The sequence below is a fragment of the Streptomyces sp. NPDC059851 genome (assembly GCF_042732005.1).
Taxonomy (GTDB): domain Bacteria; phylum Actinomycetota; class Actinomycetes; order Streptomycetales; family Streptomycetaceae; genus Streptomyces.
In genome coordinates, this window is sequence record NZ_JBHWJJ010000094.1 from 1 (window position 1) to 25,038 (window position 25,038).

18 protein-coding genes are annotated in these 25,038 nt (G+C 71.4%); 9 read left to right on the forward strand and 9 right to left on the reverse strand.

Translation table 11 applies throughout. The features are described 5' to 3' along the window. The first annotated feature begins 240 nt into the window (after positions 1 to 240). Entirely contained in the window at positions 241 to 1,575 is a 1,335-nt protein-coding gene (locus ACFV7Q_RS26830) for an EVE domain-containing protein (protein WP_385432034.1), read from the forward strand. A gap of 98 nt (positions 1,576 to 1,673) precedes the next feature. Next, complete coding sequence (locus ACFV7Q_RS26835; RefSeq protein WP_385432036.1) at positions 1,674 to 2,486, forward strand: restriction endonuclease; 813 nt, start codon at positions 1,674 to 1,676, stop codon at positions 2,484 to 2,486. Positions 2,487 to 2,498: 12 nt separating this feature from the next. Here ACFV7Q_RS26835 and ACFV7Q_RS26840 read toward each other — a convergent pair whose 3' ends face one another. Both ACFV7Q_RS26840 and ACFV7Q_RS26845 read right to left on the reverse strand, forming a co-directional pair. Then, complete coding sequence (locus tag ACFV7Q_RS26840; RefSeq protein WP_385432038.1) at positions 2,499 to 4,604, reverse strand: PIG-L family deacetylase; 2,106 nt, start codon at positions 4,602 to 4,604, stop codon at positions 2,499 to 2,501. 269 nt (positions 4,605 to 4,873) lie between these two features. Beyond that, the gene (locus ACFV7Q_RS26845; protein ID WP_385432040.1) at positions 4,874 to 8,518 is read right to left on the reverse strand and encodes a PIG-L family deacetylase; all 3,645 of its coding nucleotides are present in this window, start codon (positions 8,516 to 8,518) and stop codon (positions 4,874 to 4,876) included. 271 nt (positions 8,519 to 8,789) lie between these two features. Here ACFV7Q_RS26845 and ACFV7Q_RS26850 point away from each other — a divergent pair, with 271 nt between their 5' ends. Next, on the forward strand, positions 8,790 to 11,843 hold the full coding sequence (locus tag ACFV7Q_RS26850) for a bifunctional [glutamine synthetase] adenylyltransferase/[glutamine synthetase]-adenylyl-L-tyrosine phosphorylase (RefSeq protein WP_385432042.1): 3,054 nt from the start codon (positions 8,790 to 8,792) through the stop codon (positions 11,841 to 11,843). Between the two features lie 192 nt (positions 11,844 to 12,035). Further along, entirely contained in the window at positions 12,036 to 12,473 is a 438-nt protein-coding gene (locus ACFV7Q_RS26855; RefSeq protein WP_385432044.1) for a transposase, read from the forward strand. A 481-nt stretch (positions 12,474 to 12,954) separates the two neighbouring features. On the opposite strand, the gene ACFV7Q_RS26860 is transcribed toward ACFV7Q_RS26855, so the two are convergent. The 3 genes from ACFV7Q_RS26860 to ACFV7Q_RS26870 are packed head-to-tail and all read right to left on the reverse strand — an operon-like array spanning position 12,955 to position 18,642. Continuing rightward, positions 12,955 to 13,233, reverse strand: a complete 279-nt coding sequence (locus tag ACFV7Q_RS26860; protein WP_385432045.1) for a hypothetical protein — start codon at positions 13,231 to 13,233, stop codon at positions 12,955 to 12,957. A 41-nt stretch (positions 13,234 to 13,274) separates the two neighbouring features. After that, positions 13,275 to 17,840, reverse strand: a complete 4,566-nt coding sequence (locus ACFV7Q_RS26865) for a putative T7SS-secreted protein (RefSeq protein ID WP_385432046.1) — start codon at positions 17,838 to 17,840, stop codon at positions 13,275 to 13,277. Then, positions 17,827 to 18,642, reverse strand: a complete 816-nt coding sequence (locus ACFV7Q_RS26870) for a hypothetical protein (RefSeq protein ID WP_385432048.1) — start codon at positions 18,640 to 18,642, stop codon at positions 17,827 to 17,829. The genes ACFV7Q_RS26865 and ACFV7Q_RS26870 overlap by 14 nt, the downstream gene beginning before the upstream one ends. An 862-nt stretch (positions 18,643 to 19,504) precedes the next feature. Between ACFV7Q_RS26870 and ACFV7Q_RS26875 the strand changes: the two genes are divergently transcribed. Together ACFV7Q_RS26875 and ACFV7Q_RS26880 are read left to right on the forward strand one after the other, a co-directional pair. Continuing rightward, positions 19,505 to 19,822, forward strand: a complete 318-nt coding sequence (locus tag ACFV7Q_RS26875; protein WP_385432050.1) for a hypothetical protein — start codon at positions 19,505 to 19,507, stop codon at positions 19,820 to 19,822. Then, complete coding sequence (locus ACFV7Q_RS26880) at positions 19,819 to 20,010, forward strand: hypothetical protein (RefSeq protein WP_385432052.1); 192 nt, start codon at positions 19,819 to 19,821, stop codon at positions 20,008 to 20,010. The genes ACFV7Q_RS26875 and ACFV7Q_RS26880 overlap by 4 nt, the downstream gene beginning before the upstream one ends. Positions 20,011 to 20,040: 30 nt before the next feature. Here the strand turns inward: ACFV7Q_RS26880 and ACFV7Q_RS26885 are convergent, their stop codons facing one another. From ACFV7Q_RS26885 to ACFV7Q_RS26895, 3 genes are all read right to left on the reverse strand, one after another. Next, positions 20,041 to 20,520: a hypothetical protein gene (locus ACFV7Q_RS26885; protein WP_385432054.1), complete on the reverse strand. Its 480-nt coding sequence runs from the start codon at positions 20,518 to 20,520 to the stop codon at positions 20,041 to 20,043. Positions 20,521 to 20,553: 33 nt separating this feature from the next. Further along, positions 20,554 to 21,333, reverse strand: a complete 780-nt coding sequence (locus tag ACFV7Q_RS26890) for a helix-turn-helix domain-containing protein (protein ID WP_385432056.1) — start codon at positions 21,331 to 21,333, stop codon at positions 20,554 to 20,556. Positions 21,334 to 21,656: 323 nt separating this feature from the next. Further along, positions 21,657 to 22,121 carry an ATP-binding protein gene (locus ACFV7Q_RS26895; protein WP_385432058.1) on the reverse strand — a complete coding sequence of 155 codons (465 nt, stop codon included), beginning with the start codon at positions 22,119 to 22,121 and terminating at the stop codon, positions 21,657 to 21,659. Between the two features lie 110 nt (positions 22,122 to 22,231). Here ACFV7Q_RS26895 and ACFV7Q_RS26900 point away from each other — a divergent pair, with 110 nt between their 5' ends. The 3 genes from ACFV7Q_RS26900 to ACFV7Q_RS26910 all read left to right on the forward strand — a co-directional run bounded on the left by ACFV7Q_RS26900 (position 22,232) and on the right by ACFV7Q_RS26910 (position 24,475). Continuing rightward, positions 22,232 to 23,080, forward strand: a complete 849-nt coding sequence (locus ACFV7Q_RS26900; protein ID WP_385432060.1) for a helix-turn-helix domain-containing protein — start codon at positions 22,232 to 22,234, stop codon at positions 23,078 to 23,080. Beyond that, positions 23,077 to 23,334, forward strand: coding sequence for a DUF397 domain-containing protein (locus ACFV7Q_RS26905; protein ID WP_385432062.1), 258 nt, complete (start codon positions 23,077 to 23,079; stop codon positions 23,332 to 23,334). The genes ACFV7Q_RS26900 and ACFV7Q_RS26905 overlap by 4 nt, the downstream gene beginning before the upstream one ends. A 136-nt stretch (positions 23,335 to 23,470) precedes the next feature. After that, the gene (locus ACFV7Q_RS26910; protein WP_385432063.1) at positions 23,471 to 24,475 is read left to right on the forward strand and encodes a hypothetical protein; all 1,005 of its coding nucleotides are present in this window, start codon (positions 23,471 to 23,473) and stop codon (positions 24,473 to 24,475) included. 44 nt (positions 24,476 to 24,519) lie between these two features. On the opposite strand, the gene ACFV7Q_RS26915 is transcribed toward ACFV7Q_RS26910, so the two are convergent. Continuing rightward, positions 24,520 to 24,873 carry a hypothetical protein gene (locus tag ACFV7Q_RS26915; protein WP_385432065.1) on the reverse strand — a complete coding sequence of 118 codons (354 nt, stop codon included), beginning with the start codon at positions 24,871 to 24,873 and terminating at the stop codon, positions 24,520 to 24,522. Between the last annotated feature and the right edge of the window lie 165 nt (positions 24,874 to 25,038).

The window sequence follows — 25,038 nt, forward strand, 5'->3', positions numbered from 1 at the left end:
ATACACTCCCTAACTGGTGGGCTGTTTATTTTTTTTTTATTATACCGCCGCGGCGGTATCCCGCGCGCACGGGGCTCGGGGCCGGCGCCACTCAGCCGCCGGCCCGGACCCGTCCCACCCCTCCGGGGCGCCCATCCCCCCGTCGCGCACCGGTCCGGTTCTCTTCCAGCGTCCGTGCGGTCGAGCCGTGTGCCGTCACGTAGCCTCGGGACGCGCTTGGTCAACCAGTGGGGGTGGGGTATGAGCGCTTGGCTGCTTACGTGCAACCCGGACGTCTTCGATCTGGACCGGTTCCGGCGGGACGGGCATCGGCTCCGGTCCTGGAGCGTCGCGCGCTACCGCGCGGAGCTCGCGGAGGGCGACGGCTTCGTGATGTGGATGACAGGGCCCCGCGGGGGATTGGTGGGGCGGGGGCGGATCACGGGCGCCCCGAGCCAGCAGCCGAGTGCACCGGACGAGTACTGGCAGGAGGAGCCGGGGGTCCGTTGGTACGTACCCCTGGTCGTGGACCAGTGGCTCGACCGGCCGGTTCCCAGGCAGCACTTCGTGCGGGACGAGCGGTTCGCGGAGAAGACGCCCCTGGGCACCCTCTTCGCGGGCAACCCCCACAAGGTCACCGATGCGCAATGGGAGGCCTTCGAGGAGGCCTTCCACGGCCAGCAGTCGTCCGAGGGGCCCGAGTGGTTGCTGGAGCCCGGTGCGACCGTGAAGCGCAAGGAGCTCCACGACCGCTACGGCGGCAGCCGGCAGGGCGGCATCAGCCGGTGTGCGAAGTCCAGGAACGTTCTGGTCTTCACCGATCCGCGAACGGGCCACCAGCACGGCTACTACGACACCTGGGCGGAGGACGGCACCTTCCACTACACGGGGGAGGGGCAGGTCGGTCCTCAGGGCTTCGACAGCCCCGGGAACGCCGCCATCCGCGACCACGTGAAGCTGGGGCTGGCGCTCCGGGTCTTCGAGGGGTCCCGTGGGGTCGTTCGCTACGTGGGCGAGTTCGCCGTGGACCCGACCACGCCGTACTCGTACGACGAAGCGCCCGAGACGGGTGGGGGACCGCTGCGGAAGGTGATCCGCTTCCACCTTTCCGAGGTCGGCACGACGACCCAGCCGCCCACTGTTCCGGTCGGATGCGGGTACCGCGTCGCAGACGAGTCCGTGACGCCGGCGGCCCCGCAGTTCACCCCTCCCGACCCCGACCTCACGGGACGCAACCTGACGGCGCACCGGAAGTTGCAGAACGCCCTCGCCGAGGCCGCTCAGGCCCGGGGGCTGGACGTCTTCTCCCCGCGCGTCACCGACCCCGATTTCGATCTCGGGTGGCGTCTGACGGCTGAGGACCTGACCGTGTGCGAGGTGAAGTCACTCACGCCCGGCAACGAGACCCGGCAACTGCGGTCCGGTGTCGGGCAACTGCTCGACTATCACGACAGGCTCCGCGAGCGTGCGGCGACGGTGCGAGCCGTGCTCTGGGTCGAGTACGCGCCTTCCGACCCCCGGTGGGTGGGTCTGTGTGACCGGGTGGGCATCACCCTCGCGTGGCCGGGGCGCGAGGACGACGTCCTGGGCCGGTAGCCCCGGCTCGGGGGGCCTGCCGACTTGGGGGACCGCCGGGTGTCAGTGGCCGGTCCTATGCTCGGACCGGTGGGGTCGGGGCGTGGGACGGGGGCGGGATGGGACAGGCGCGCGGGCACGGACAGGGCCAGCCGGAGTATCCGTGGCGGGTGGTCGACGGCTGGAAGCTGGGCCTGGTCGTCGTGGGCGCCCTCGCTGTACCCGTGCTCCACAACTGGGCCGCGGGATCGCCGTTGGCCCCGGTGGACCCGGGGGGCGGATCCATGAGGATCCAGGACGTGTCCGCCTCGCTCACCGTGGGGCTCCTGCTGGCCCTCCCCGCCGTACTCCTCGGCCGTGTCCTCCACCGGCGCCGGCTCGGTCAGCACGCGACGGAGGTCCGCAGGCGCGAGCGCGAGGGCCGGGCCGTGCTGCGGCGCCTCGTCCTGGAGGAGGCCCGGCGCAGGGCGGCGTGGCGGGCCGGACTCGGATCCGATCGCGCCGTGCGGCGAGCGGGCTACAGCCCCTCCGTCGAGGACATCGACGGGGCGACCCCGGCCGAGTTCGAGGCCATCGTGCGCCGATTGTTCGAGCGTGACGGCCTCAGGGCCCAGGTCATCGGCGGCAGGGGGGACCAGGCGGTCGACGTGCTGGCGGTCGATGCAGTCGACCGGCGGATCGCGGTGCAGTGCAAGCACACCCGCCGCGGCCGCAAGGTCGGTTCCGACGTGCTGTACCAGATCAACGGCACGGCCGAACCGGTCTACGCGGCCGGCGCGGCCATCGTCGTCACCAACGGCTCCTTCACCCGGGACGCCGTCAAGTGGGCGTCGGTGCACGGGATACATCTGATCGACCGCGAAGCCCTCGCCAGGTGGTCGGCGGAAGCCGACCACCTGTACCAGCTCGTGGAGCTGCGGCCGCCGCTCTGATGCGGTTTCCCGTTACGGCTGCGGGGGCGCGACCGCGCGGTGCCAGATCGGGCGGGGGCGGCCGGGGGTCGTGGTGGTGATGTGGAGTTCTGCGTCCAGGCCGAGGACTGCCGTGGTGGCGGCGCCCGCCTGTTCGAGGACGCCGGCCGGGGCGCCGGCGTACAGCATCTTCGATTCCGTCCAGGCCGGGGGGCCGCCGAGGCCCGTCGTGCTGACCGTGCCCGTGGTCGCCCGGCCCGACAGCGTGCGGCCCGCGACGCCGACCGCGCCGTAGCCCGCCCGGCCGCCCGCTTCCGAGACGCTGGAGGCCTGCGGCTTGCCGCCGTTGCCCGCCGTCACCAGGGCGGTGCGGACCACGCCCGAGTCCGGGCGGCGGAAGTACAGGCGGATCCCCGCGCCCTCCGGGGCCACCGTGAGCGGGACCGTGGTCGTCGGCAGGCCGGTCGGGAAGGGGCCTTGCAGCGGCGCACCCGGAGCGGGGCGGATCCAGCCCAGGACGGTCTTCCCGGTGGTGGCGTACAGGTGGAGCCGTCCGGCGGAGTCGGTCGCGGTGGCCGGATCGCCCTGGAGGTCCTCGCCGCCGAGCTGCTGCCAGGGGCCGAAGGTGCCGTCGGGCTGCTGCTCGCGGGCGCGCAGGGTGCGCCGGGAGTCGCGTACGTACACGGTGAGGCGTCCGTCCGGGGACGCGGCCCCCGCCGGGGCGCTGATCGCGGAGGTGCCCTCGTCGTCGGCCGTCTCGGGGGTGTCGAGGGACTGCCACGGGCCGAACGGGCCGTCCGGCGCGGTCTGGACGGCGTACACCACCTCACGCCGGTAGTCGGGGTGGAGAGTGGTGCGGGTGGCCAGGACGGCGATGCGGCCGTCCGGGAAGCGGGCTGTGCTCGCGCCCGGGTCGATGCCGCCGCCGGGGAGCAGGGCCGGGCCGGTCCAGCGGCCGGGGGTGCCCTCTCGGGTCCAGACGGCCATCCGGCCGTCGAGGGCGGCGAAGGCCCAGAGCCGGCCGGGGGTACCGGCCGTCAGCCAGGAGGCGTTGTCGCCGCGGGCGTAGCGCAGGGACTGGGCCCAGTTGCGGCCGGTGGGGCTGCCCGCGACCTTGCGGTCGCCGCAGCCGGAGGGGCTGCCGCAGTGGTTCTCGCGGTCGTGCCAGGCGTACGTCTTGAGGAAGCCGATCTTCGTCTCGGCTGTCTGCGGGTCCAGGGAGTGCGGCAGGGAGCCGTTGTGGTAGCCGAGGTAGCTTTGCACCGTGAACCGCGGGCGGTCGGTGATCCGGTCGGCGTACGCGGCGGTGGCGGCCTGCACGAAGCGGGCGCCGTACATGTGGTCCTGGTGGTCGGTGTACTTGCCGGTCTCGGGGTAGCGGCCGGGGGACGGGTCCTGCATGCGTATCGTCGTCGGCCGGTACCGGGCCAGGATCCCGGCTATCGCCCGTACCACCTGGTCCTTGGTGTACGCGTACGGCTGCTTGACGGGGCTCCCGGAGGACAGTTGGGCGCCGAGCGCCGGTATCTTCCCGTGCCACAGGCCGCGCAGGCTGTCCGGGTTGTCGGCGGTGGGGTTGCGGGCCTCGCGCAGCTGGAGCCAGACCAGGTTGACCTCGGGCCTGGCGACGAGGACGTCGAGCTCGGCGAAGCCGCCGCCCTCGGTGGGTATCGCGGTGCGCTTCCACACGCTGGTGCGGTCGCCGGTGGCCATCTGGGCGTAGGCGGCGCGTATGCCGTTCTGGCGGGCCTCCGCGTAGTGGGCGCGGTCGGCGGGCTGCTCCGGGTCCCAGGCACCGCCGCCGCGGGCCTCGTTGCGGCCGTCGGCCTCGCCGGAGGTCAGGTAGACGGTGGTGAGCGTGGTTCCCGGGGTGCCCGGGGTGCCCGGGGTTCCCGTAGCGCCCGCCAGGGTGCGGCTGAGGTCCGGGTTCATGAAGAACAGGTCGTCGTCGGGGTGGGCGACGACCTGGACGACCGAGCCGGCCGTGACGCTCGCCGGGAGGGCCGTGGCTGGGTTGCCGTCCTGGGTGGCCTCGGCCGACGTCTGCTCGCCGGTGGCGATGGCGAGCACGCCGGTGGCACCGACGGTGAATACCGGGAGCAGGGCCGCGAGGAGGAAGTGGCGGCGGGCAAGGGGCATCGTCTGGCCTGGCCTTCGGGTCGTTCCGGGCGGGAAGAACCGCTGAGCAGTCAGTGAGAGGCCGAATCCGGCGACTTGGTTCACCGGTTTCGCCTGTGGCTGACGGCTTCACGGAAGAGACCGTATGCGATGGCGCCGTTCGCGGCTGACGCCAATGAGCGTGCATATCAGGGCAGTTGGAGCATTTGGGTGCTCTGTGCGGTCTGCGCCGTCTGCGTGGTCCGGGCGGGCCGCGTGGTCCGGGCAGGCCTAGGCGTTCCGCACGGCTCCTACCGTTCGGGGGCGGGCGGGCCGACCGGCTGCCACGGCGTCAGGTACGCCTGCCCGCCCTGCCCCCCGCCGACCGAGGAGGTCACGTACAGCCGCGCGTCCAGCCCGACGACGGCCAGGCTGACCGTGTTCCTGCCGGTCGGGGTGCCGGCCTGTGCCGCGGACGGGGCGCCGACGAACATCAGCGGGGACCGCGCCCACGGTCGTCCCCGACCCAGGTCGGAGCCCAGCTGCCCGCCGGCCGCGCGGCTCGCCAGGACGTGCCCGCTCGCCGCGACGGCACCGAAGCCCTGGAGCCCGCCGAGGGCGGTGACCTCACCGGCCTTAAGGGGGCCGCCGCCGGCGCCGCCGCCGGTGCTGCCGCTCGGACCGCGGGGCGGGTCCTTCTCCTCGGCGGTGAACAGGGTGGTGCGGACGTCTCCCGAGCCCGGCTTGCGGAACCACATCCGTACGCCGCCCTCGCGCCCCTCCACCGTGAGCGGGAGCGTGGTGTCCGGCAGCCCGGTCGGCGCCGCCGGCCCCAGCGGGGCGCCCGACTTCGGCTGCACCCAGCCCGTCACCGACTTGGCCGTCGCCGCGAACACCATGCGCCGGCCGGCGGCGTCGGTCGCGGTGGCCGGAGTGCCGTGCAGGTCGGTGCCGCCGTGCTGCTCCCAGGGCCCCCAGGTGCCGTCCGGGCGCTGCACGCGCCCGCGCAGCGTGTACGCGCCGTCGCGCACGTACGCCGCGAGCTGCCCGGTGCCGTCCACCGAGACGGCGGGGGCGCTGATGTCGGAGGTCCAGTTCTCGTCGGCGGCCTCGGGCGTGCCCAGGGACTGCCAGTCGCCGAACTCCTCCGCCCCCGGTCGTTCCTGCACCGCGTACACGACCTCGCGCCGGTAGTCCGCGGGTCGGGTGCCGAAGGAGGTGCGGGTGGTGAAGACCGCGATCCGGCCGTCGCGCAGCATGACTGCGGACGCGCCCGGGTCCATGCCGGTGCCGGGCAGCAGGCGCGGGCCGGTCCAGGGGCCGAGCAGTCCGGCCCGGTGCCAGACGGCGACCTGGCCGTCGAGCACCTTGAAGGCCCACAGGCCGTGCTCCTTGTCGGAGGCCAGCCAGGAGGTTCCGGAGCCGCGGGCGTAGTTGATGGACGAGGTCCAGTTGTTGCCCTCGGGACGGTCGGCAACCTTGAGGTCGCCGCAGCCGGCGCTGCTGCCGCAGTGGTTCTGCCGGTCGATCCAGGCGTATATGCCCATGATGTCGAGCTTTTCCTTGGCCTCGTCGGCGGCCAGGTTGCCGGGCAGGGAGCCGTTGTAGTAGCCGACGTAGTTCTGCACGGCGAAGTGCGGGCGGTCGGTGACGCGTTCGGCGTACGCGGCGAGGGCGGCCTGTACGAAGCGGGCGCCGTAGAAGTGGTCCTGGTGGTCGGTGTACCGCTTGGTGTCGGGGTGCCGGCCGGGAGTGGGGTCCTGCGAGCGGACGGTCGTCGGCTTGTACTGCTCCAGCACGCCGACGAGGGTCTGGACGACCTGGTCCTTCGTGTACGAGAACGGCTGCTTGACCGGGCTGCCGGAGGCGAGCACCGACTCCAGGCGGGCCGCCTTGCCGTCCCACAGGCCGCGCAGGCTCTCGGGCACGGCGTCGTAGACGGTGCCGGCCTCGCGGAGCTGGAGCCAGACGAGGTTGACCTCGGGCTTGGCGACGAGCACGTCGACCTCGGCCCGGCCGCCGCCCTTGGTGGGAACGGTGGTGCGCTTCCAGGCTCCGGCGCGGTCGCCGGTGGCCATCTTCGCGTAGGCGGCGCGTATGCCGTTCTGGCGGGCCTCGGCGTAGGCGGGCTTGTCGGCGGGGGTACCGGTTTGCTTGGCGGCGCCGGCGTTGACGCCGTCGGCTTCGCCGGAGGTGAGGTAGACGGTGGTGACGCGGTGGCCGGCGGCCAGCGAGTACCGCAGGTCGGGGTTCATGAAGTACAGGTCGTCGTCGGGGTGGGCGACGACCTGCAGGACCTGGCCGCCGGCATCGGGGGCGCCCGGGGTCGCGGCTGCACGGGTGCCCGCGGCCGGGCCCGTGGGCATTCCGGGGAGTGCGGGGAATGCCGCCGGGTGCGCGGCCGTGGGCGAGGACCCGGTGGGGTCGGTGGCCCGGACGCCGGCGAGGGCGTCGGAGCCGCGTAGCGCGAACATGCCGGTCGCGGCGAGGGCCGCGATCACCCCGACGGCCTTGACGAGCCGCCGCCCACGGGGGCGGCGGGAGCCGTCGGCGGTCCTGTTGGCACGGGCCTTGGCGTCCGTACGGGTCCGGGGGCCGGACCGGGTGCCTCGGTCGGGCTGGCTGCCTCGTCGGGTCCGGGGGGCCTGACCGTCCCGGCCTGCCCGCTCGGAGCGGGGTCGCGGGGATCGGGCCGCCCGGCCGTCTCGGCTGGCCCGGTCGCCACGGCTGGCCCGGTCGCCCGGGTCCTCGGGGCCGTTCGCCGTACGGTCCCGGCGCGAGGCACGGCGTCCGGTGTCGGCTTCGGCTTCGCCGGGGGCGGTGACGCCCGTACGGGGCCGGCGGCGCGCCCGCCCGCGACGGTCCCCATCCGGTGTCGGGTCGTCGGACGGGTGCCCGCCGCCGAGCGGTACGTGGTGCTCGGGGGCGGGTCCGGATGCTGCAGGCTCGCCGGTCGAGGGGTGGGGGACGAACCCGGCCCCGGCCTGTCCGTGCCCTGCCGCTCCGGCGGCGGGTATGCCGAAGTCCGCTGCTGCGGAGGGCATTTGCGCGCTGGGCGGGGCCGCGGCGTACCCGGGGGTGTCAGGGGACCAAGCGCCGCTCTCCCCAACCTGCGCTGCCGCCGCCGGACCGGGATGCCCATCGGGACGGGGCTGCCACTCCAGCGGCATGCCGCGGTCGTGACCTACGGCCTGCCCCTGCAGGTGGCCGTGGCCGTGACCGTGGTGGCCGTGGTGGCCGTGGTGGCCGTGGTGCAGGTGGTTCCCGTGGTTCTGCTCGTAGTCCGGTATGTGGCCGTGCCGGGGCACCTGGCCGTGGCCCGGTATGTGGACGGGACTGTGTGCGGGGTCCGTTGCGGGGACGTGGGTGTACCCGGGAGCCCGTTCACGGCCGCCGCCGAAGTCCGCGTCGTGGCCCTGCACGTGGGCGGTGCCGAAGTCCGGCCCGTGTCCGTGCCCGTACTCGTGCCCGTACCCGTGCTCGTGTCCGTGCCCGTGCTCGTGTCCGTGTCCGTGCCCGTACCCATATTCGTGTCCGTGCCGGTCGTCGTGTTCCGGCCGTGGTGCGTGCTCGTACTGCTGCTCCCAGCGGTGGGCTTGTCCGAGGTCGTACCCGCCGTACGCCGGCCCGGGGCCCGGCACGTCGCCCTGTTCTGGTCCGTGGCCGTGGCCGTAGCCGTGTGTCTGGTGCCAGGCGTGGCCCTGCCCGGACACGGAGCCCGGGCCGAAGTCCCGTTCGTGGGCGTGGCCGTGCTGCTCGCGCCCGTGCTCGTACCCGTGGACGTTCGACCCTTGGTGCGGGTCGCCGCCGGGCCGGGCGCCGGCCGGGCCGGGCGTACCGGGGCCGACCCCGGCGGCGGGCGCGTCCGGCCCGTCGGTGTGGAGCCAAGGCGGGGTGCCCGGGCCGCCGGTGGGGAGCCAGGGGGGCGTGCCCGGGCCGGGGCGTCCGTCGGGCATGTGGGTCCTCGTGGCCGGTCGGTCGGCGGGTGGGCGCAGCCCCCGGCGGGGAGGGTGGGCAGCCGAAGGTGGTCAGTCTTCAGGGCAGAAAGTCGGACAAAGAATCTGACAATCCGAGAATCCGCGTCATGATATGCAACTCCGGGCCGTACGAGACGCACCCACCCGCTCCCCGGTGAGTCGAACTCCTGATCCGGATAGGCTCACCCCAGGGCCCGCGAGGGCCGTGGCGGTGAGCGACGTACGGACGCGGGACGCGGGAGGCGACGGGATGACGGTCCCGGGACGCAGGAGCAGTACCTTCACGAGGCTGTTGCGCAGCGGCTTCACCGACCCCTCGGCTGCGGCCCAACTACTCGAGGCCGACGCGTTGGCTCCCGTACGCGCCGACCCGGTGCTCCTCGACGCCCTCGGTGCCACCGCCGACCCCGACCTCGCCCTCCGCGGCCTGGTCCGACTCGCCGAGGCGCAGCCCGCCGAGGAGGGGCCCGCCCTCCTCGACACCCTCCTCAGCTCCAAGCCCCTGCGCGACCGCCTCCTCGGCGTCCTCGGAGCCTCGGAGGCCCTCGCCGACCACCTCGCCCGTCACCCCCGCGACTGGCACGCCCTCGTCACCTACGAGGCCGCCGACCTGCACCCGGGTCTCGCAGAGTTCGAGCAGTGCCTGGCCGAGGCGCACGACCCCGTCGCGCTGCGCGTCGCGTACCGTCGCTGTCTGCTCTCCATCGCCGCCCGCGACGTCTGCGGCACCATCGACGTCGCCCAGACCGCCGCCGAGCTGGCCGACCTCGCCACCGCCACCCTCCGAGCGGCCCTGCGCATCGCGAGCGCGGCCGCACCGGAGGACGCGGCGCGGTGCCGTCTCGCCGTCATCGCCATGGGCAAGTGCGGCGGCAACGAGTTGAACTACGTCTCCGACGTGGACGTCATCTTCGTCGCGGAAGCCGCCAACGGAGGAAACGGGACGGCCAAGGGCACCAGCAACGGCAACGGCAACGGCACCAGCACCGGCAGTGCCAGCGGCGACGAGCACAAGGCGCTCCAGGCCGCCACCCGCCTCGCCTCCCACCTCATGCGCATCTGCTCCGAGACCACCGTCGAGGGCAGCATCTGGCCCGTCGACGCCAACCTCCGCCCCGAGGGCCGCAACGGCCCCCTCGTCCGCACCCTCTCCTCCCACCTCGCCTACTACCAACGCTGGGCCAAGACCTGGGAGTTCCAGGCCCTCCTCAAGGCCCGCGCCGTTGCCGGCGACGCGGAGCTGGGCGCCCAGTACATCGAGGCCATAAGCCCCCTCGTATGGCAGGCCGCCGAGCGCGAGAACTTCGTCGCCGACGTCCAGCAGATGCGCCGCCGCGTCGTCGACAACATCCCCGCCTCCCAGGTCGACCGCGAGCTGAAGCTCGGACCGGGCGGCCTGCGCGACGTCGAGTTCGCCGTGCAGCTGCTCCAGCTCGTCCACGGCCGCAGCGACGCCACCCTGCGCTCCGGCACCACCCTCGACGCCCTGCACGCCCTCGCCGCCGGCGGCTACGTCGGCCGCGCCGACGCCGCCCAGCTGAACGACGCGTACCGCTTCCTGCGCGCCATGGAGCACCGCATCCAGCTCCACCGCCTGCGCCGCACCCACCTCGTCCCCGAGGACGAGGCCGACCTGCGCCGCCTCGGACGCTCCCTCGGCCTGCGCACCGAGCCCGTCGTCGAGCTCAACAAGGCCTGGCGCCGCCACGCCACCGTGGTCCGCCGCCTGCACGAGAAGCTCTTCTACCGACCGCTCCTGGACGCGGTCGCCCAGCTCGCCCCCGGCGAGACCCGGCTGTCGCCGCGCGCTGCCGGCCAGCGCCTCGAAGCCCTCGGGTACGCCGACCCGGCCGCCGCCCTGCGCCACCTGGAGGCCCTCGCCTCCGGAGTCACCCGCAAGGCCGCCATCCAGCGCACCCTCCTGCCGGTGATGCTGGGCTGGTTCGCGGACTCCGCCGACCCGGACGCCGGCCTGCTGGGCTTCCGCAAGGTCTCCGACGCCCTCGGCAAGACCCCTTGGTACCTGCGCCTGCTGCGCGACGAGGGTGCCGCCGCCGAGAACCTGGCCCGCGTCCTGTCCGCCGGCCGTCTCGCCCCCGACCTGCTGATGCGCGCCCCCGAGGCCGTCGCCCTGCTCGGCGACCCCGAGGGCCTCCAGCCCCGTACGCACGAGGCCCTGGAGCAGGAGGTGCTGGCCGCCGTCGGCCGCGCCGACAGCGCCGAAGCCGCCGTCACCGCGGCGCGCGGGGTCCGCCGCCGTGAGCTGTTCCGCACCGCCGCCGCCGACATCATCGCCTCGTACGGTACGGAGGACAGTCCCGCCGAAACGGACCAGGGGGCCCTCGTCGACCGCGTCGGCCGGGCCGTCTCCGACCTCACCGCCGCCACCATCGCCGGAGCACTGCGCGCCGCCGTCCGCGACCAGTGGGGCGACACCCTTCCCACCCGGTTCGCCGTCATCGGAGTCGGCCGCTTCGGCGGCCACGAACTCGGCTACGGCTCCGACGCCGACGTCCTGTTCGTCCACGAGCCCCGCGAGGGCGTCGACGAACAGGCAGCCGCGAAGGCCGCCCAGACCGTCATCGCCGAGATGCGCCGCCTCCTGCAGCTCCCCACCGCCGACCCGCCGCTGCTCATCGACGCCGACCTGCGCCCCGAAGGCCGCTCCGGCCCCCTCGTCCGCACCCTCGCCTCGTACGCCGCGTACTACCGCCGCTGGTCCTTGACCTGGGAGAGCCAGGCCCTGCTGCGCGCCGCACCCGTCGCCGGGGACCTGGACCTCGGCCGCCGCTTCATCGACCTGATCGACCCGCTGCGCTACCCCTCCGACGGCCTCGGCGACGACGCCATCCGCGAGATCCGCCGCCTCAAGGCCCGCATGGAGTCGGAACGTCTGCCCCGCGGCGCCGACCCCACCCTGCACACGAAGCTGGGCCGCGGCGGACTGAGCGACGTCGAGTGGACCGTCCAACTGCTCCAGATGCGGCACGCCTCGGCCGTGCCCGCCCTGCGCACCACCCGCACCCGCGAAGCCCTGGCCGCCGCCCAGGCCGCCGGCCTGATCCCGGCCGAGGAGGCGCAGGTCCTGGACGAGGCCTGGGTCCTGGCCACCCGGGTCCGCAACGCCGTGATGCTGGTCCGCGGCCGCGCCGGGGACACCTTCCCCTCGGAGGCCCGCGAACTGTCCGCGGTCGGCCGCTACCTCGGCTACGCGGAGGGCACGGTCGGCGAAATGCTGGACGACTACCGCCGCACCACCCGCCGCGCCCGCGCCGTCGTCGACGACCTCTTCTACGCCGGCTGACGCCGCCTCGGGGAACACATCACTGAGGTTGAACTCGTGGTGTCGTAGGAGCTGACTGCTCGTCGCCTGTGCGGTATCACCGGGGCATGCGTAATCCACAAGGGGGGCGGGCTGACCGCCGAACGGCAGCAGTTTCGTGAGGGATTACGGCTCCAGGCGGCGGAGCGGTTCGCCCGGGGCGAAGCGAGCTCGGTGATTGCCAAGGACCTGCGGGTCAGCGTCCGCTCGGTGCAGCGGTGGCGGCAGATGTGGGACGAGGGGGGTCCGCGTGCTCTGCGGTCGCAGGGGCCGGCGTCGCTGCCGAGGCTGAGCGAGAAGCAGTTCACGCAGCTGGAGGCGGAGCTGGCCAGGGGGCCGGCCGCGCACGGCTGGGAGGACCAGCGCTGGACCCTGAGCCGCGTGAAGACGGTGATCGGCCGGCGTTTCCACCTGACCTACACGGTCCAGGGCGTGCGCAAGCTGCTGGTGCGCAACGGAGTCGTTGCGGTTGCCGGGCACGGGGACGGCCGATGGCGAATCCTCACCGACGGCTCCGCCGGGGCCGCGCCAAGCTCCTGCACTTCCGGTTCTGGGCTGGCCTATTCTCCGTATCGGCCCGCGTTACTCCTCGCCCCGGTAAATTTGATCTAGCACGTCATTCACGACGGCGATCAATTCACTGGCTGTCAGGTCGTCACTTTCTCGGAGGCTAGGATCGATCGGATATTCGTCCACGGCGTAAAGCACCTGGTCGAGATGACGGGAAAGGCGCTCACCGAGGCGTTCTCCCTCCCTCAAGGATCGGCGCCGAGCAGCAAGCCAGAGTGCAGCGAACTCCTCGGAGGCAATAGTGCCCCTGGACGGCTCCCTCATGAGCCTCAGCTGCTCGCCGGCAGCTGCATCAGCCGGTACGTCCCTCGCGGCCTTCCACTGCCTTTCTACTACCACAGAAAACCCCTCTTCACGATGTCGGAGAATTGGCCTTCGCTGAGCCAGACGGCGACGGCCCCCGCACCATGGCGTCGACCGGAACCCGCCTCGCCAGGGGTTGTTTTCGGCCTCGTAGGTCAGGGTGGTCGAGATATAATTTCGGCACGAATGCCGTGAGGCGCCGCAAAACGGACGCAGTGACTCAAGGCGTCTGTTCCATGAACTCTTCTAGGGTTCGAATCAAGGTCGCGATAGCGATTCGCTCCTCTTCTGTGGAGCGCTCTGCATAAAAATCCCACCTTTTGCTGTCGTGGGGGAATGCTGCGCGCAGGACGATCCCCGGCCACCCAATGCTGCCATCGAGTGCGAGCTGCTCGGCCAGCCAGTGTCGGTACCTGGCAAGATCGCCATACTGGTCAGCCGCCGAAAATCCATACAGAAACGCCACATAGCTGGAGAATCGCCCATCCAGGCCGAACATTCCAGGCCTAATCCGCAAGTGTGGGATGATTTCCGCGAGCCTCAATCGAGTGGCCTCCAATGAAGTATGTCGAGATAGTCCGGACTCCAGAGTGCCTCGTATTCAGCCTTCGGTAGTCCGTATCGACCCGTAAATCCGTCGTATACCCTATCGCCGTAGACGACGACATCGTGATGGAACCAGACGGGATCCGTGCCGCGATAAGGGCCCATGGAATAGGATTCGGCGAGTGGATGAGGAATTGCGTTGCTGATCCTGTATCTCACTCCGCCACCCAGTTGTTCCTGGATCTTTATTGCCACATCTTCGCATCCATTCCAGTTCTTGGGGTCCGCGATGTCAAGAGGTGTCCATTCCTCGCCCAGGTCCGGACAACCATCAGGGGCGAGGCCGAGGGGGTCGGCCCAGGTGTGGGGGTTGTGGATGTAGGTGGCGGGGTTGGGTGCCGGGGTGAGGCCGAGGGGGTCGGGGGTGAGGTAGCGGGCGGTTTCGGGGTCGTACGTGCGGAAGTAGTTGTGGTGGAGGCCGGATTCCGGGTCGTAGTACTGGCCCGGGAAGCGGAGCGGGGTGTAGGCGGTTGCGTCGCGGTTCCAGGTTGTGGTGCCCCACAGGGTGCTGCGGGTGTGCCACGCCGTGGTGCCGTCTTCCGCTATGAGGTGGGTGGGGGTTCCGACCAGGTCGGTGACGATCGCGAAGAAGCGGTCGTCGATCTCGGCCTGGTCGATGTGTTCCGTCTGGGTGAGGGGGTGGGGGCCCTGGTGGGTCCAGGTCAGGGTGACCTGGCCGCTCGTTTCCTCGCAGAGGGCGGTGCCATCCCAGGTGAATAGGGTTTCCTCGGTCACCGCGCCGGTGTCCGACAGACGCTGTTTGGTGGTGCGGCGGCCCAGGGGGTCGTAGCGGTAGCGCCAGCGGGTGCCGTCCGGGGTGACGACGCCGGCCAGTTGGTTCGCCGAGTTCCACTCGTAGCGCCAGGTGTCCGGCTTGCGGGAGAGCCGGGTCTTCTGGCGGAGGGTGACGCGGCCCAAGGCGTCGTGCTCGTAGCGGATCGAGCCCGCGCGGGTGATGCGGGTGCCCGTGTAGGTGCGGTTGCCCTGCGCTTCTGCGCCGGGGTGGTTGGTCGGCCAGGAGGCGCTGGTCTGGTTGCCGGCGTCGTCGTACGCGTACCGCTCGGACCAGGAGGCCGCATCCACGGCCGTGACGCGGGCGGCCGTGTCCAGGGCGAAGGTGCGCAGGCCGGTGAGGGAGTCGTCGATGCCCGTCAGGTAGCCGTCGGCGCGGTAGCTGTATCCGCGCCGTTGGAGGGTGCGGCCGTCCTGGCCGATGACCGACTGGGCGGTGCGGTGGCCCATGACGTCGTACTCGTGCGTGAGGGAGAAGGCCTGGCCCAGGGTCCGGGTCAGCTCTTGGCCGGCTGCGTCCCGCTCGAAGGTCAGGGTGCGGCCGGCGGTGGTGAGGGAGGTGCGTCGGCCTGCTGCGTCGTACGTCCAGTGGGATTCGGTGCCCGTGGGCGTGGTGCGGCTGGTGCGGCGGCCCAGGGTGTCGTAGCCGTATGTGAGGGTGCGGCCGTTCACCGTCTCCGAGAGGAGCCTGCCTGTGTCGTCACGGAGCCAGGTGATGGTGGCATCGGGTGAGGACGCCTTGGCGAGGGCGTCGAAGGCGTCGTATTCGTACGTGGTGATCAGGCCTGCCGCGTCCTTGCGGACCGTTTGGCCGAGTGTGTTGTGTTCGTAGGTGGTCGTCTCGCCCAGGGTGTTGGTGCTCGACGTGAGGTTGCCGGCCGCGTCGTACGCGTACGTGAGGGTGCGTGTGTCGAAGTCCGTTTCGGAGGCGAGGCGGCCGGCCGGGTCGTAGGTGTAGCTCCATGTCAGGCCCTGCGGATTGGTGACGTCGGTGAGGCGGAGCTGTGTGTCGTGGGTGAAGGTGTGGCGGGTGCCGTCGGGGCCGGTGCGGGCGGTGAGGAGGTCGAAGTCGCCGTACTCGGAGACCGTGACGCCGCCGATCGGGTCCGTGTGGGTGAGGCAGTTGCCTTCGCCGTCGTAGGTCCAGGACTCCTCCGTGCCGTCGGGGTGCACCCGGCGCAGGAGGCGGCCCTCGACGCTCCACGTGAGGTGGGTCGTGTGGCCCAGGGGGTTCGTGATCGCGGTCGGGCGGCCGAACGCGTCGTGTTCGTAGGTGGTCGCTCCGCCTAGGGGGTCCGTTGCCGAGATGACCTGGCCTGCTGGATCGCAGCGGACCGTGGTGGTGTTGCCCAGGGCGTCCGTCACCGAGGACAGGTGGCCGCGGATGTCGTAGGTGAAGCGTGTCGTGGCGCCGGACTGGTCGGTCACCGAGGTTCGGTTGCCGTGTTCGTCGTACGTCTGGCGGCTGACCCCGCCGTCGGGGTGGGCCAGCAGGACGGGAAGGCCCAGCGCGTTGTACTCGGCCCGGGTCCGGCGGCCGTCCGGGCGGGTCACGGTGGTCAGGCGCCCGTCCTCGTCGTAATCGAGGCGGGTTGTGCGGCCCAGCGGGTCCGTGCGCGAGAGGAGCCGGTTGCGGCGGTCGTGTTCGAAGTGGGTGGTGGCGCCTGTGGGGTCGATCTCCGCGGTGATCTGCGCGCGGTCGTTGACGAGGAACTGCGTGCGGTGGCCGAGGGAGTCGGTGAGGGTGGTGCGGCCCGGCTCGTAGGCGAAGCGGACGTTGAGGTGGCCGTTGGTTCCCGACTGGGCGATGCAGCGGTGCTCGTCGTCGTAGACGTAGTCGAAGTGGCGGTCGTTGGTGTCGGTCCAGGAGGTGATCCGGCCCAGGTCGTCGTAGCCGAAGCGGAGGGGGCGGCCGGAGGAGTTGGTGACCTCGGTGAGGTTGCCGTCGGTGTAGCCGTACCGGAGGACCTGGGTGCCGTCGGCCAGGTCGAGGCCGGTTATTCGGCCGTCGGAGGTCGACAGGCGGACCTCGTAGCCGCCGCTGTGGGCAACGCTGACCGGGGCGCCGGCTTCGTCGTGGGTGAAGGTGATCCAGGCGCCGTTACGGTCGTCGATCTGTATGAGCAGGCCGTGTTCGGTGAAGTGCCGGACCCGCCCCGTGTCGGGGTCGGTGACCGTGTAGCCGCCGTCCTCCTGCCGTTCCAGCGGCCAGCGCCGCCCCAGATGGGGGAGGACGGGACCGCCTGGAGAGGGGTGGGGATAGCCGAGCAGACTGCCGTTCTCGCCGACCAGGACAATGCCCGTCTCGTCGATCTCCAGGCGCTCGTCGAGCGTGCAGGACCAGCTCGGGCCGAACCAGCGGCCCAGGCGGTAGGACGATTCGAAGGTGCGGCTGATCACGAGGGGCAGTGAGCCGGGCAGGACGAGATCGGTCTGGGGCAGGATCATCCGGCCCGTTGCGACATCGACCGGATCCTCCCGGCAGGTCCGGTCGCACGGTTCGCGCGACGTCCCGTGCGGATCCCTGTCCAGCTCCTCGCCGGCGGACGGCCCCTTCGGCTCTTCCGGCTTCTCCGGCCCCTCCCGTCCTCTCGGGGGCTTCGGTGCATGCGCCATGTCGTCGGCGAGGCGGGTGGCTCCTGCGGCGGTGCGGGCCGCGCCCGACAGCAGGCCGGACCCCCTCGATACAGCCGCTTCCGGTACGAGCTTGCCGCCGAACTCGTACGGGTCCTTCATCGCACTGTCGATCAGGGCCTTGGCTGTGGCGTCGGGGGTGTTGGCAGCCGTGAGGAAGTTGGCCCCCATGCTGTTGAGGCCCATCTGGGCCACGGTGGGATGGTTGATGTTGTACGGGTCGTTGGAATCCAGTGCGCGGTAAGTGTTGACCATGCCGGCCGCGCCTTTGGCGACACCGCCGAGGAAGTGCTGGTACTCGGCGCCCTTGCGTACGATTTCGATCATCGCGGCTTCGGTGGCCGACACCTTCGGTGCCGCATCCCGGGCCTTCTCCAGAGCCTGGGCGGCCGAGTGGGCGACGTCGTCACGCTGGCGCCGCGCCTCGGCCAACTTCTGCTGGGCGGCCTTGATGCCGTCGGCACCCGGATCGGTGAAGCCACCCGGGCGGGCGGGCAGCGGATTCCGCTCGGCCTTCACAGCCGCCTCGTAATCCTTCACCCACGTGTTGTAGGCGCTACGGGCGTTCTCCGACAGCTTCACCGCAGCCTTGTACTCGTCGATCGCCTCCTTCGCCTGACCTTGCGCCCACGTCACCGTGTCGGCGAACCGGGCGACCGTGCCAGCCGCCGAATCGAAGGCTGCCGCGGCGGCGAACCAGCGAGGTGCCTTCTCCTGGACAGAGTCCCGGAAGGCGTCAGCCGAGGCGCCCTTGATGCCGTCCGTGCCCAGCTTCTTCAGGCCCTCCCCGGTGCGGGTGAAGGCCGTGCTGAAATCACGCAGGTGTCCGGCGGTCGCACGCAGGCTGCTCTCGCTGCCGTGGACCAGCTGCTTGGGGTCTTCGGTCTGGCCGAGGTCGACCTCGCCGACATCGGCACCCAGACGGTTCGCCGCGGAGTTCGCCGTGTTGCGGACGGCATTGGCGCCCCCCTGCCAGCCCACGTCCTCCAGCGCATCAGCGGTCTTGCCACCGAGCCATTCGACGGCGTCCCCGGTGATGGCTGCGCCCTTCTCCAGCCAGTTACCGTCGCCCATCAGAACCTGCCCCCTCATCACCGTGCTGCTCACCGCTGTGAGCGGTGCCGTGCTGTCCTGGAACCTGCGGGTTGCGCATGTGGTCAAGCGTTTCGCGGTCCATGCCCTGCGCCTCGGCGACGTTCTCCAACAGGCCGCCGCCGATCCCCTCGTTGAGGACCCTGTGCTTGGTGTCCGCCCAAGTACGGTCGAAGTCCTCCCTGGCTTGGCGGGCCTGCTCCGGCGTCTCCCGCTTGAACGCGTGGTCCGAGAGGATCGCGTCCATGGATTTCTTCTCGACCTCGTCCTCCGAGGCGTGGGGGTTGCCGATACCGGCATTGACCAGCACCTTGAAGGTGCCGTTGCGGTACTGGTCCTCCTCCCAGACCGAGCCCGCCGCAATCCCCAGACGCTCGGCAAGCCCGCTCGTACTGATCACGAGGCTGGCCACCCCGAGGTCCCACCGCTCGCAGAAGCCCTCCAGGGCCGAGGCCACCGCCGGATGGCCGGCCTCAAAACCCGTCAGCGCGAGCCGGCTCATACCGGACCCGGCTACGGCCGAGGTGTCCGTGGCGAACTCCCGCAACTCCCCCACCGCCGCCCGCAGCCCGTCCTGGATGCTCCGCACGGCAACCGGATCCATCTCCAGGTCTTTGCCGTCGCCACCACTCACAATCCCCACCCCCAAGAGTTCGAAGGAGGTTATGCGAGACAACCGACAACGCCCTGGTTGCCGCAGGCAGGCATCTAGCCAGGTCAGCGGACAGACTTCGCCCCAGCCCTCCTTCGAGATCTCGCCCTCCGACGCGTACGCATTCTGCATGATGTCCTGGTACGCGCTCGGCTTTGCTCTTCCGACACGCACAGAATGAGACAGGTATGCGGATCCAGGGTGGGCCCCGAGCACTCCCCCAGCCGGTGTATCCGGCCGACAGGCCGGCGCTGTCCAGGGTGGTCCGCATGCACCGACGGTTGCGGCTTCGCCACGCTGCTTGCGCTGTCCGGTTCGCTGGCCGGCACGGTGTGGTGGGACGGCCGGGCCACCTGCGGCCGGATCGTCCCGATGTCCCTCGACCACGCGGCTGGGGCCCGGCCGGTCACGTTCGCCGAGTGGCTGGAGTACGGCTCCTGGGACCTGCTTCCGGACTGGGGCCGGCCCTTGCCGCACTAGCGCCCCGGCCCTCACGTGCTCCGCGTTCCTCGGGGAGTGGATCGGGATTCGCCGACCGTCAGCGTTTGCGGAGAAGTATGAGGAAGACCAGCACGGAACTTGCCGCGGCAGCCGCCCACGGACTGGGACCGCCGTCCCAGGTGAGCGCTGCGGCCGCGATCGTCAAGGCCGCGTTGAACCCGGCGACCGCCAACGCGGTTCCGCCTACGGGCCTGTCTTCCATGCACCTCACCTGCTCCGGATGATCACGGCTACGGTCAGGCACGACCATACGATCGACACAAAGCGCCCTCAAGGTGTTTCAGTAGCAAAGCATGTGGTTTCAGACATTGATGGGAGTGCGAGTCGGTACCGCCGCCTGCAGCGCCACCGGGCCTAGCCGGGCCTCCCCCGCGCGGGGGAGGCGGGGTGCATGCGTGCGGGCGATCCGACGCGGGGCGGGCTCGGACAGGCTGGTTGCGCGCGGGAGGCAGCGGGCCTCCGCCGTACCGGGACGGGCAGGGTGGGGGACGCCATGGCACAGGCAGCAGCGACAGGGGCGACGACCACCGCACCGCATGACCGGCGGGCCGGGTACACCGGGTACGTGGCCGCAGCGGCGGCCCTCGCGTACGCCGCCCCGCACTTCTGGTGGGGCGCAGGCGTCGGTGCCACCTTCCCCGGCGACTTCGCCGCGGCCCCGCACGGCACGTGGGAGGCGGCCGTCGGCTACTGGGGGATGGGCGGCGTCGCGGTCCTCGGCGCGGTCCTCGCCCTCGCCCTGGTCCGGCCGTGGGGCCGCCGACTGCCGCGCCGCCTGCTCGGGGTCCCCGCATCGCCTCGGCCGGCATGACCTTGTGGGGCTTCACCTACTTCGCCCTCCAGTACCTGCTCGCCGCCGAACGCGTCGTCTCGGCGCCGGCCTTCGCCGCCGAGGACGCCCACCCGGACGCAGTGTGGGGGCTCTTCTGGTACGGGCTGTTCCTGGTCTGGGGCATCGCCCTCGGCGCGGCGGCCCGGGGGCGCCTGCGCAACCGGTGAGCCGGAGCCGCGGTCAGGACGGCGGCAGGGTCACTCGACGACGTCGACCTCGTCCGGCTTGGGGAACGGCAGCATGCCCCAGCCCACGGGCCAGCCCTTCCACCGGCTTTCGCCGGGTTCGGCTTCGAGGATTCGCGGGACGCGCCATTCCCACCACCGGCGCGGGTCTTCGTCCCGGTCGGGCCAGGGAATCGTGGCCGCACGGAAGCGGGCGTCCAGTTCGTCGAGCTCGGACTGGCGAATCGTCTGCACGCGCGGGGGCAGCAGCCGCCAGACTCCGGCCAGCGCGGTCCGGCACCAGAGGTCGTTGTCGAGTTCCGGAGCGCACCACCCGTAGCCCTCTTCCACCTCCTCCACGAGGTCCTGCCAGGCCTCGAACAGCAAGTTGAGCGTCCATGGTCGTCCGTCGTTCTGAAGCCCGGCACCGCTGGAGACGGCTGCTCGCAGCGCCGCGTACTCCTCGACGGTCAAGGGCGTTTCGTCGGCAGGGGCAGGCGTTTGGCGGCTCATGCGCCGACTATCGCAGCGCCCCGGCCTGCCCGGCTACGCGACTTTCGTCGGGTCCACGGCGCGGGTGCAGGGTCCGCAGTGGCCGCCGCGGGTGGGGGCGCGGTAGGCCTTGCCGCAGGATTCGCAGCACTGGAGGGGGTGGATCACCCGGTCCGGACCCGGCGGGCGGATCGCCGGGCCGGCCGGGATCGCGGGCGGGATCAGCTCGCGGAGGCGGTGCGCGAGCAGGCCGTACGGGGAGTGGACCGGGGTCAGGGGGAGGCTGCGGGTCAGGGTGGCGCTGACCGCGCTCGGGGTGAGACCGCGTTCCAGCCAGGCGGCCACGGCCGGGGCCAGCCGGGCCACGTCCCGCTCCGACAACACCAACCGGGGATCCCGCAGCCGCAACCGGGCCAGCAGCGAACGCGCCTCCGCATCCGCCTCGGGGGGCGGGGCGACCTCCGGCCCAGGGAGCGGCTCCGGTTCCCTTTCCCCGGGCTCGGGGGTGGGGGGTTCCTCTTCGGTGGGCGTCGGGTGGCCGCCGCCGTCGCCGTCCGGCTCGGGGGGCTCCGGGGGCGGCTCGTCGTTCCGCTTCCTCGCCTCCGCCCTGAGTGCCGGGGGATTGTTGTACGACACGGTGTAGGTCACGACCCGGCCCGAGGGAAGCCGCTCCTGGTAGCGGCCCAGGTAGCCGTGCTGCTCCAGCTCGCGCAGGGCCGTGGCGATACGTACCTCGCCCTCGGGGAAGCGCGAGGCCAGAGCCTTGATGGTCACCGTGGCGCCGGGCGGCAACGACTGGATGTGCGTGCCCAGTCCGATCGCAGTGAGACTCAAGTCGCCATGCTGTGCAAGGTGGTTGCCGATGACGACGAACCTGGTGCGGTGGGCGCGGTTGATGTGTCGGATCCCCGACAATGCACGTGCAGGCGCGCTAAGCTGCTGGTCAGCCATGGGGAAGGTCCTGCTTCCTGCGTGGTCAGGCCCTCGCGGCGGGATGGCAGTCCCATGCGAGGGCCGATTGCGTTCGTGGGGTCTGTCGAGGCCGACTCTGCACCGCGGATCGGCAATTGCACCAGCAGGGTTGGCGCAATTCACCCGACCGGGTGAGAGGGGGAGGGGGGAGGTTGGGAAAGGTCATTTCCCCCGGTTGTTTATTCCTAGGTGTCGAGCGATACCGGAGTGTGGACCACCGGGTCGTGAAAACCTCGATCCGGCGAAATCGGACCACCCAGGTCCAATTCTGCCCACACCGTTTTCAGGGGTGCGGGGCCGTGATCCGTTCCCCAGCGAGCCGCCAGACTCGACACCAGGACGAGCCCGCGCCCCGACTCGTCTTCGGGTGACGGGACTTCGGCTACGGCCGGCGGCGCGACCTCGGCGCGGGTGTCCGACACCTCGATACGGAGCGTAGGCCCGGGATCGATGTGCAGGTGCAGCCGGAAGCTCCGCCCCTGGACCCTCCCGTGGGTGACCGCGTTCGCGGCGAGCTCTGCGACCACCTGCGCTGCCTCGGTGAACGGAAGCCGATGTTCCGTAAGTTGGTGCACCGTGAGCGCGCGAGCGAGGCGAGCGCCGCGCGGGGTTGCGGGGAGGGTGGCGTCGAGGGAGATTTCCTGATTCACGTGACTCAGCGTGGCCATCCGTGCGTAACCTGAACAGAGTCGAGGGCGCTGTGTACAGCGGTTGTCCAGGGCTGTCCCGTGCTGTCCTCCCGGTCAAATCGGAGGTGGAAGTGAACGCAGACGGTGCCGACGAATCGAGCTGGGAACTCGATCCGGAGGACGAATCCGGGGCGGTAATCGCCACGGTGGGACGCCAGTTGAAAATGTGGCGCGAGGCGGCAGGCCTCGATGCGGCTCAGTTCGGCAAGAGGATGGGTTACGGCCCGAACCTGATCTACAAGATCGAACGCGGCACCCGTATTCCCCGTCCCGAGTTCCTCGACAAGGCGGATGAGGTGCTGGAGGCGGGTGGGAAGATCGCGGCGATGAAGGTCGACGTGGAAAAGGCCCGCTATCCCAAAAAGGTCCGCGATCTGGCCAAGTTGGAGTCTCAGGCTGTCGAGATCGGTGCGTATGACAGTGGCGTCGTGTTGGGCTTGCTGCAGACCGAAGACTACGCGCGCGCCCTGTACGGGGTGAGGCGCCCTGCCTACTCGGAGGACGAGGTCGACCGGCTCGTCAACGCGCGACTGGCTCGCCAGAGCGTCATCCACCGGCACCCTGCACCGCTGCTGACGATTGTGCAGGAAGAGGCTGTTCTCCGGCGTCCCATCGGAGGCAAGATGGTGTTGCGCCGCCAACTGGAACACCTGCTCGCCGTTGGCAGTCTGCGGCACGTAGAGCTTCAGGTGATGCCCACCGCCGTAGAGGAACACGCTGGGCTCGCCGGGTCTCTCCGGCTGATGCGCCTGAACGACGGAACAACGGTCGGGCACAACGAAGTTCAGCTGGTCAGCCGCTTGATCACCGAGCCAAAAGAGGTGCAGATCCTGGACATGCGCTATGGCATGATCCGAGCACAGGCTCTGACGCCTCGCGAATCGCTCACGTTCATCGAGAAGGTACTAGGGGAGACATGAGCATCAAGCTGTCGGCCGAGGGCCTCTCCGCGCTGACGTGGACAAAGAGCAGCTACAGCACCAACGACGGGCCTGCGTGTGTCGAGATCGCCTGGACCAAGAGCAGCCACAGCACCACAGACGGCTCCGCGTATGTCGGAGCGGCCCACCTGCCCGGCACCATCCTCGTCCGCGACTCGAAGGTCCCCCACGGCGGCCGTCTGGCGCTGAGCCCCGCCGCCTGGGCCGGATTCGTGGCCGCCGCCGGTGCCTAGAGCATGGCTCTACCGGTGGAGTGTGAGGGCGGCCGTCAAGGCCGTGCGCCGGCTTCGGCGCCCGGACCCGGCGGCCTGGAAGACCATAGTCGGGAATGCCTGTGGTGATGCTGAGGGCGGCTGGGAGGCCCGGGACGTGCTCGTCCAGGCAGGACGGGCCGCGGCTCCGCATGCCGACCGGATAGCGGCTCGGCTCGACGAGCTGGTCCGCGACCCCCACGACCGCCTGATGGGCAAGCTGGCGTTTCCCCTCGCCAGCGTGGGCGACGTACGGGTGATGCCCGCGCTGCACCGCCTCGCGGTACGGGAACGGCTCTGGTGGGACCGGAGCAACGCCCCCGCGCTCGCGGCGCTTCCCGCGGTCGAGCTGCTGCCCCTGCTGCGGCGTGACCTGGGGGCGGATCCGGCCGCCGGGGGGAACGCCTGCGCCCTCGACGTCCTGGCCGCCTGGGGGCCTGCGGCGGCTCCGGCCCTGCCCGAGGTGCTGGCGTGCCTGGAGGGGCCGTACGCGTACGAGGCCGCCCGCGTCCTCGGCCGGATCGGGCAGCCGGCGGCAGCCGCCGCGGGCCGGCTGGCCGAGCTAGCCACCGGGGCGGTCCGGCCGCCCGGCCCGTACGGCCCGGATGCCCGGGGCTCCTGGCACGGGGTGCGGGTGGCCGCCTGGGCGCACTCCCGCGTGACCGGCGACGACTCCCTCGCCCTCCGCGTCTACGCGGCCGACATCGCCTCCGGCCTCGGCAGCCGCGTCCTGCCCTACCTGGCAGACTTCGGCCCGGCCGCCGCCCGGCACACCGGAGCCGTGCGGGCGCTCCTGGACTCGCCCGGCGCCTGGACCCGGGTGGCCGCCGCCCACGCCTGGTGGCGGATCACCGGCGATCCGGAGCCGGCGGTGCCGGTGCTGCTGGCGGCCGTCGACCCGGAGTGGGACGGGCACATCGCGTACCCGACGCCGCGCGCCGTCCGGCACCTCGGCGAGATCGGCGCCCCGGCCGCCGCCGCAGAGCCGGTACTGACCCGGCTGCTGGAGCGCGAGACACGGCTCGCCTACGCCTGGGAAAGACACCGGATCCTCGCCGACGACGCCTTCACCCGCACCCTCACCGGGGCCCTGGCCGGCATCGGGTCCCGCATCTCGGGATGACCGCCGACCGACCCGCTCGTCAGCCAGGTTGTCGCCAGGACGGGTCAGCGTAGAGCGGCGCGTTCGTCGACGTGGCGAGTAGGTGTGCCCAGGAACAGGTCGGTCGGGGCGGTCGGTGCCGGGCCGTGGGCGATGTTCAGCGTGTCGAGGCGGTAGGTCCAGTCGCCGCTGCACGTGCCCGCGAAGCGGTGGTTGACCTGCCAACGGAGCCATTCGCCGTGGGCGAGGCGAACTGCTGGAGGACGTCGCCACCTGCGTGGCATGCCGAACGGCGTGACGGTCAGCTGGACCCGGAGCAGGCCGTCGGCTTCGTGCAGGAGCACACCGGTGTCCGAGCCGGAGTCGGGTAGACCCTTCCGCGTTTCGAAGCGGGGCTGGAAATCATCGGCTTCGTGCATGACCACGTTGTGTACGAAGGGCGGCGCCACAGGCGGCAGGGGAAAGGCCGTGGGGGTCTTGTTCCTATGGGTGGCCGCCGGCCCGCCGCGGGACTGTTTGGTCCATGACGTGCGGACCCACTGCACCACCGTTTCCATGTGTCTGATCCTCCGATCCGACGGTGA

Bases quoted from the DNA above. Each gene is read 5' to 3' on its own strand.
- ACFV7Q_RS26830 (WP_385432034.1), top strand. From the start codon at position 241: ATGAGCGCTTGGCTGCTTACGTGCAACCCGGACGTCTTCGATCTGGAC.
- ACFV7Q_RS26835 (WP_385432036.1), top strand. From the start codon at position 1,674: ATGGGACAGGCGCGCGGGCACGGACAGGGCCAGCCGGAGTATCCGTGG.
- ACFV7Q_RS26840 (WP_385432038.1), bottom strand. From the start codon at position 4,604: ATGCCCCTTGCCCGCCGCCACTTCCTCCTCGCGGCCCTGCTCCCGGTA.
- ACFV7Q_RS26845 (WP_385432040.1), bottom strand. From the start codon at position 8,518: ATGCCCGACGGACGCCCCGGCCCGGGCACGCCCCCCTGGCTCCCCACC.
- ACFV7Q_RS26850 (WP_385432042.1), top strand. From the start codon at position 8,790: ATGACGGTCCCGGGACGCAGGAGCAGTACCTTCACGAGGCTGTTGCGC.
- ACFV7Q_RS26860 (WP_385432045.1), bottom strand. From the start codon at position 13,233: ATGTTCGGCCTGGATGGGCGATTCTCCAGCTATGTGGCGTTTCTGTAT.
- ACFV7Q_RS26865 (WP_385432046.1), bottom strand. From the start codon at position 17,840: ATGGGCGACGGTAACTGGCTGGAGAAGGGCGCAGCCATCACCGGGGAC.
- ACFV7Q_RS26870 (WP_385432048.1), bottom strand. From the start codon at position 18,642: ATGCAGAATGCGTACGCGTCGGAGGGCGAGATCTCGAAGGAGGGCTGG.
- ACFV7Q_RS26875 (WP_385432050.1), top strand. From the start codon at position 19,505: ATGGCACAGGCAGCAGCGACAGGGGCGACGACCACCGCACCGCATGAC.
- ACFV7Q_RS26880 (WP_385432052.1), top strand. From the start codon at position 19,819: ATGACCTTGTGGGGCTTCACCTACTTCGCCCTCCAGTACCTGCTCGCC.
- ACFV7Q_RS26885 (WP_385432054.1), bottom strand. From the start codon at position 20,520: ATGAGCCGCCAAACGCCTGCCCCTGCCGACGAAACGCCCTTGACCGTC.
- ACFV7Q_RS26905 (WP_385432062.1), top strand. From the start codon at position 23,077: ATGAGCATCAAGCTGTCGGCCGAGGGCCTCTCCGCGCTGACGTGGACA.
- ACFV7Q_RS26915 (WP_385432065.1), bottom strand. From the start codon at position 24,873: ATGCACGAAGCCGATGATTTCCAGCCCCGCTTCGAAACGCGGAAGGGT.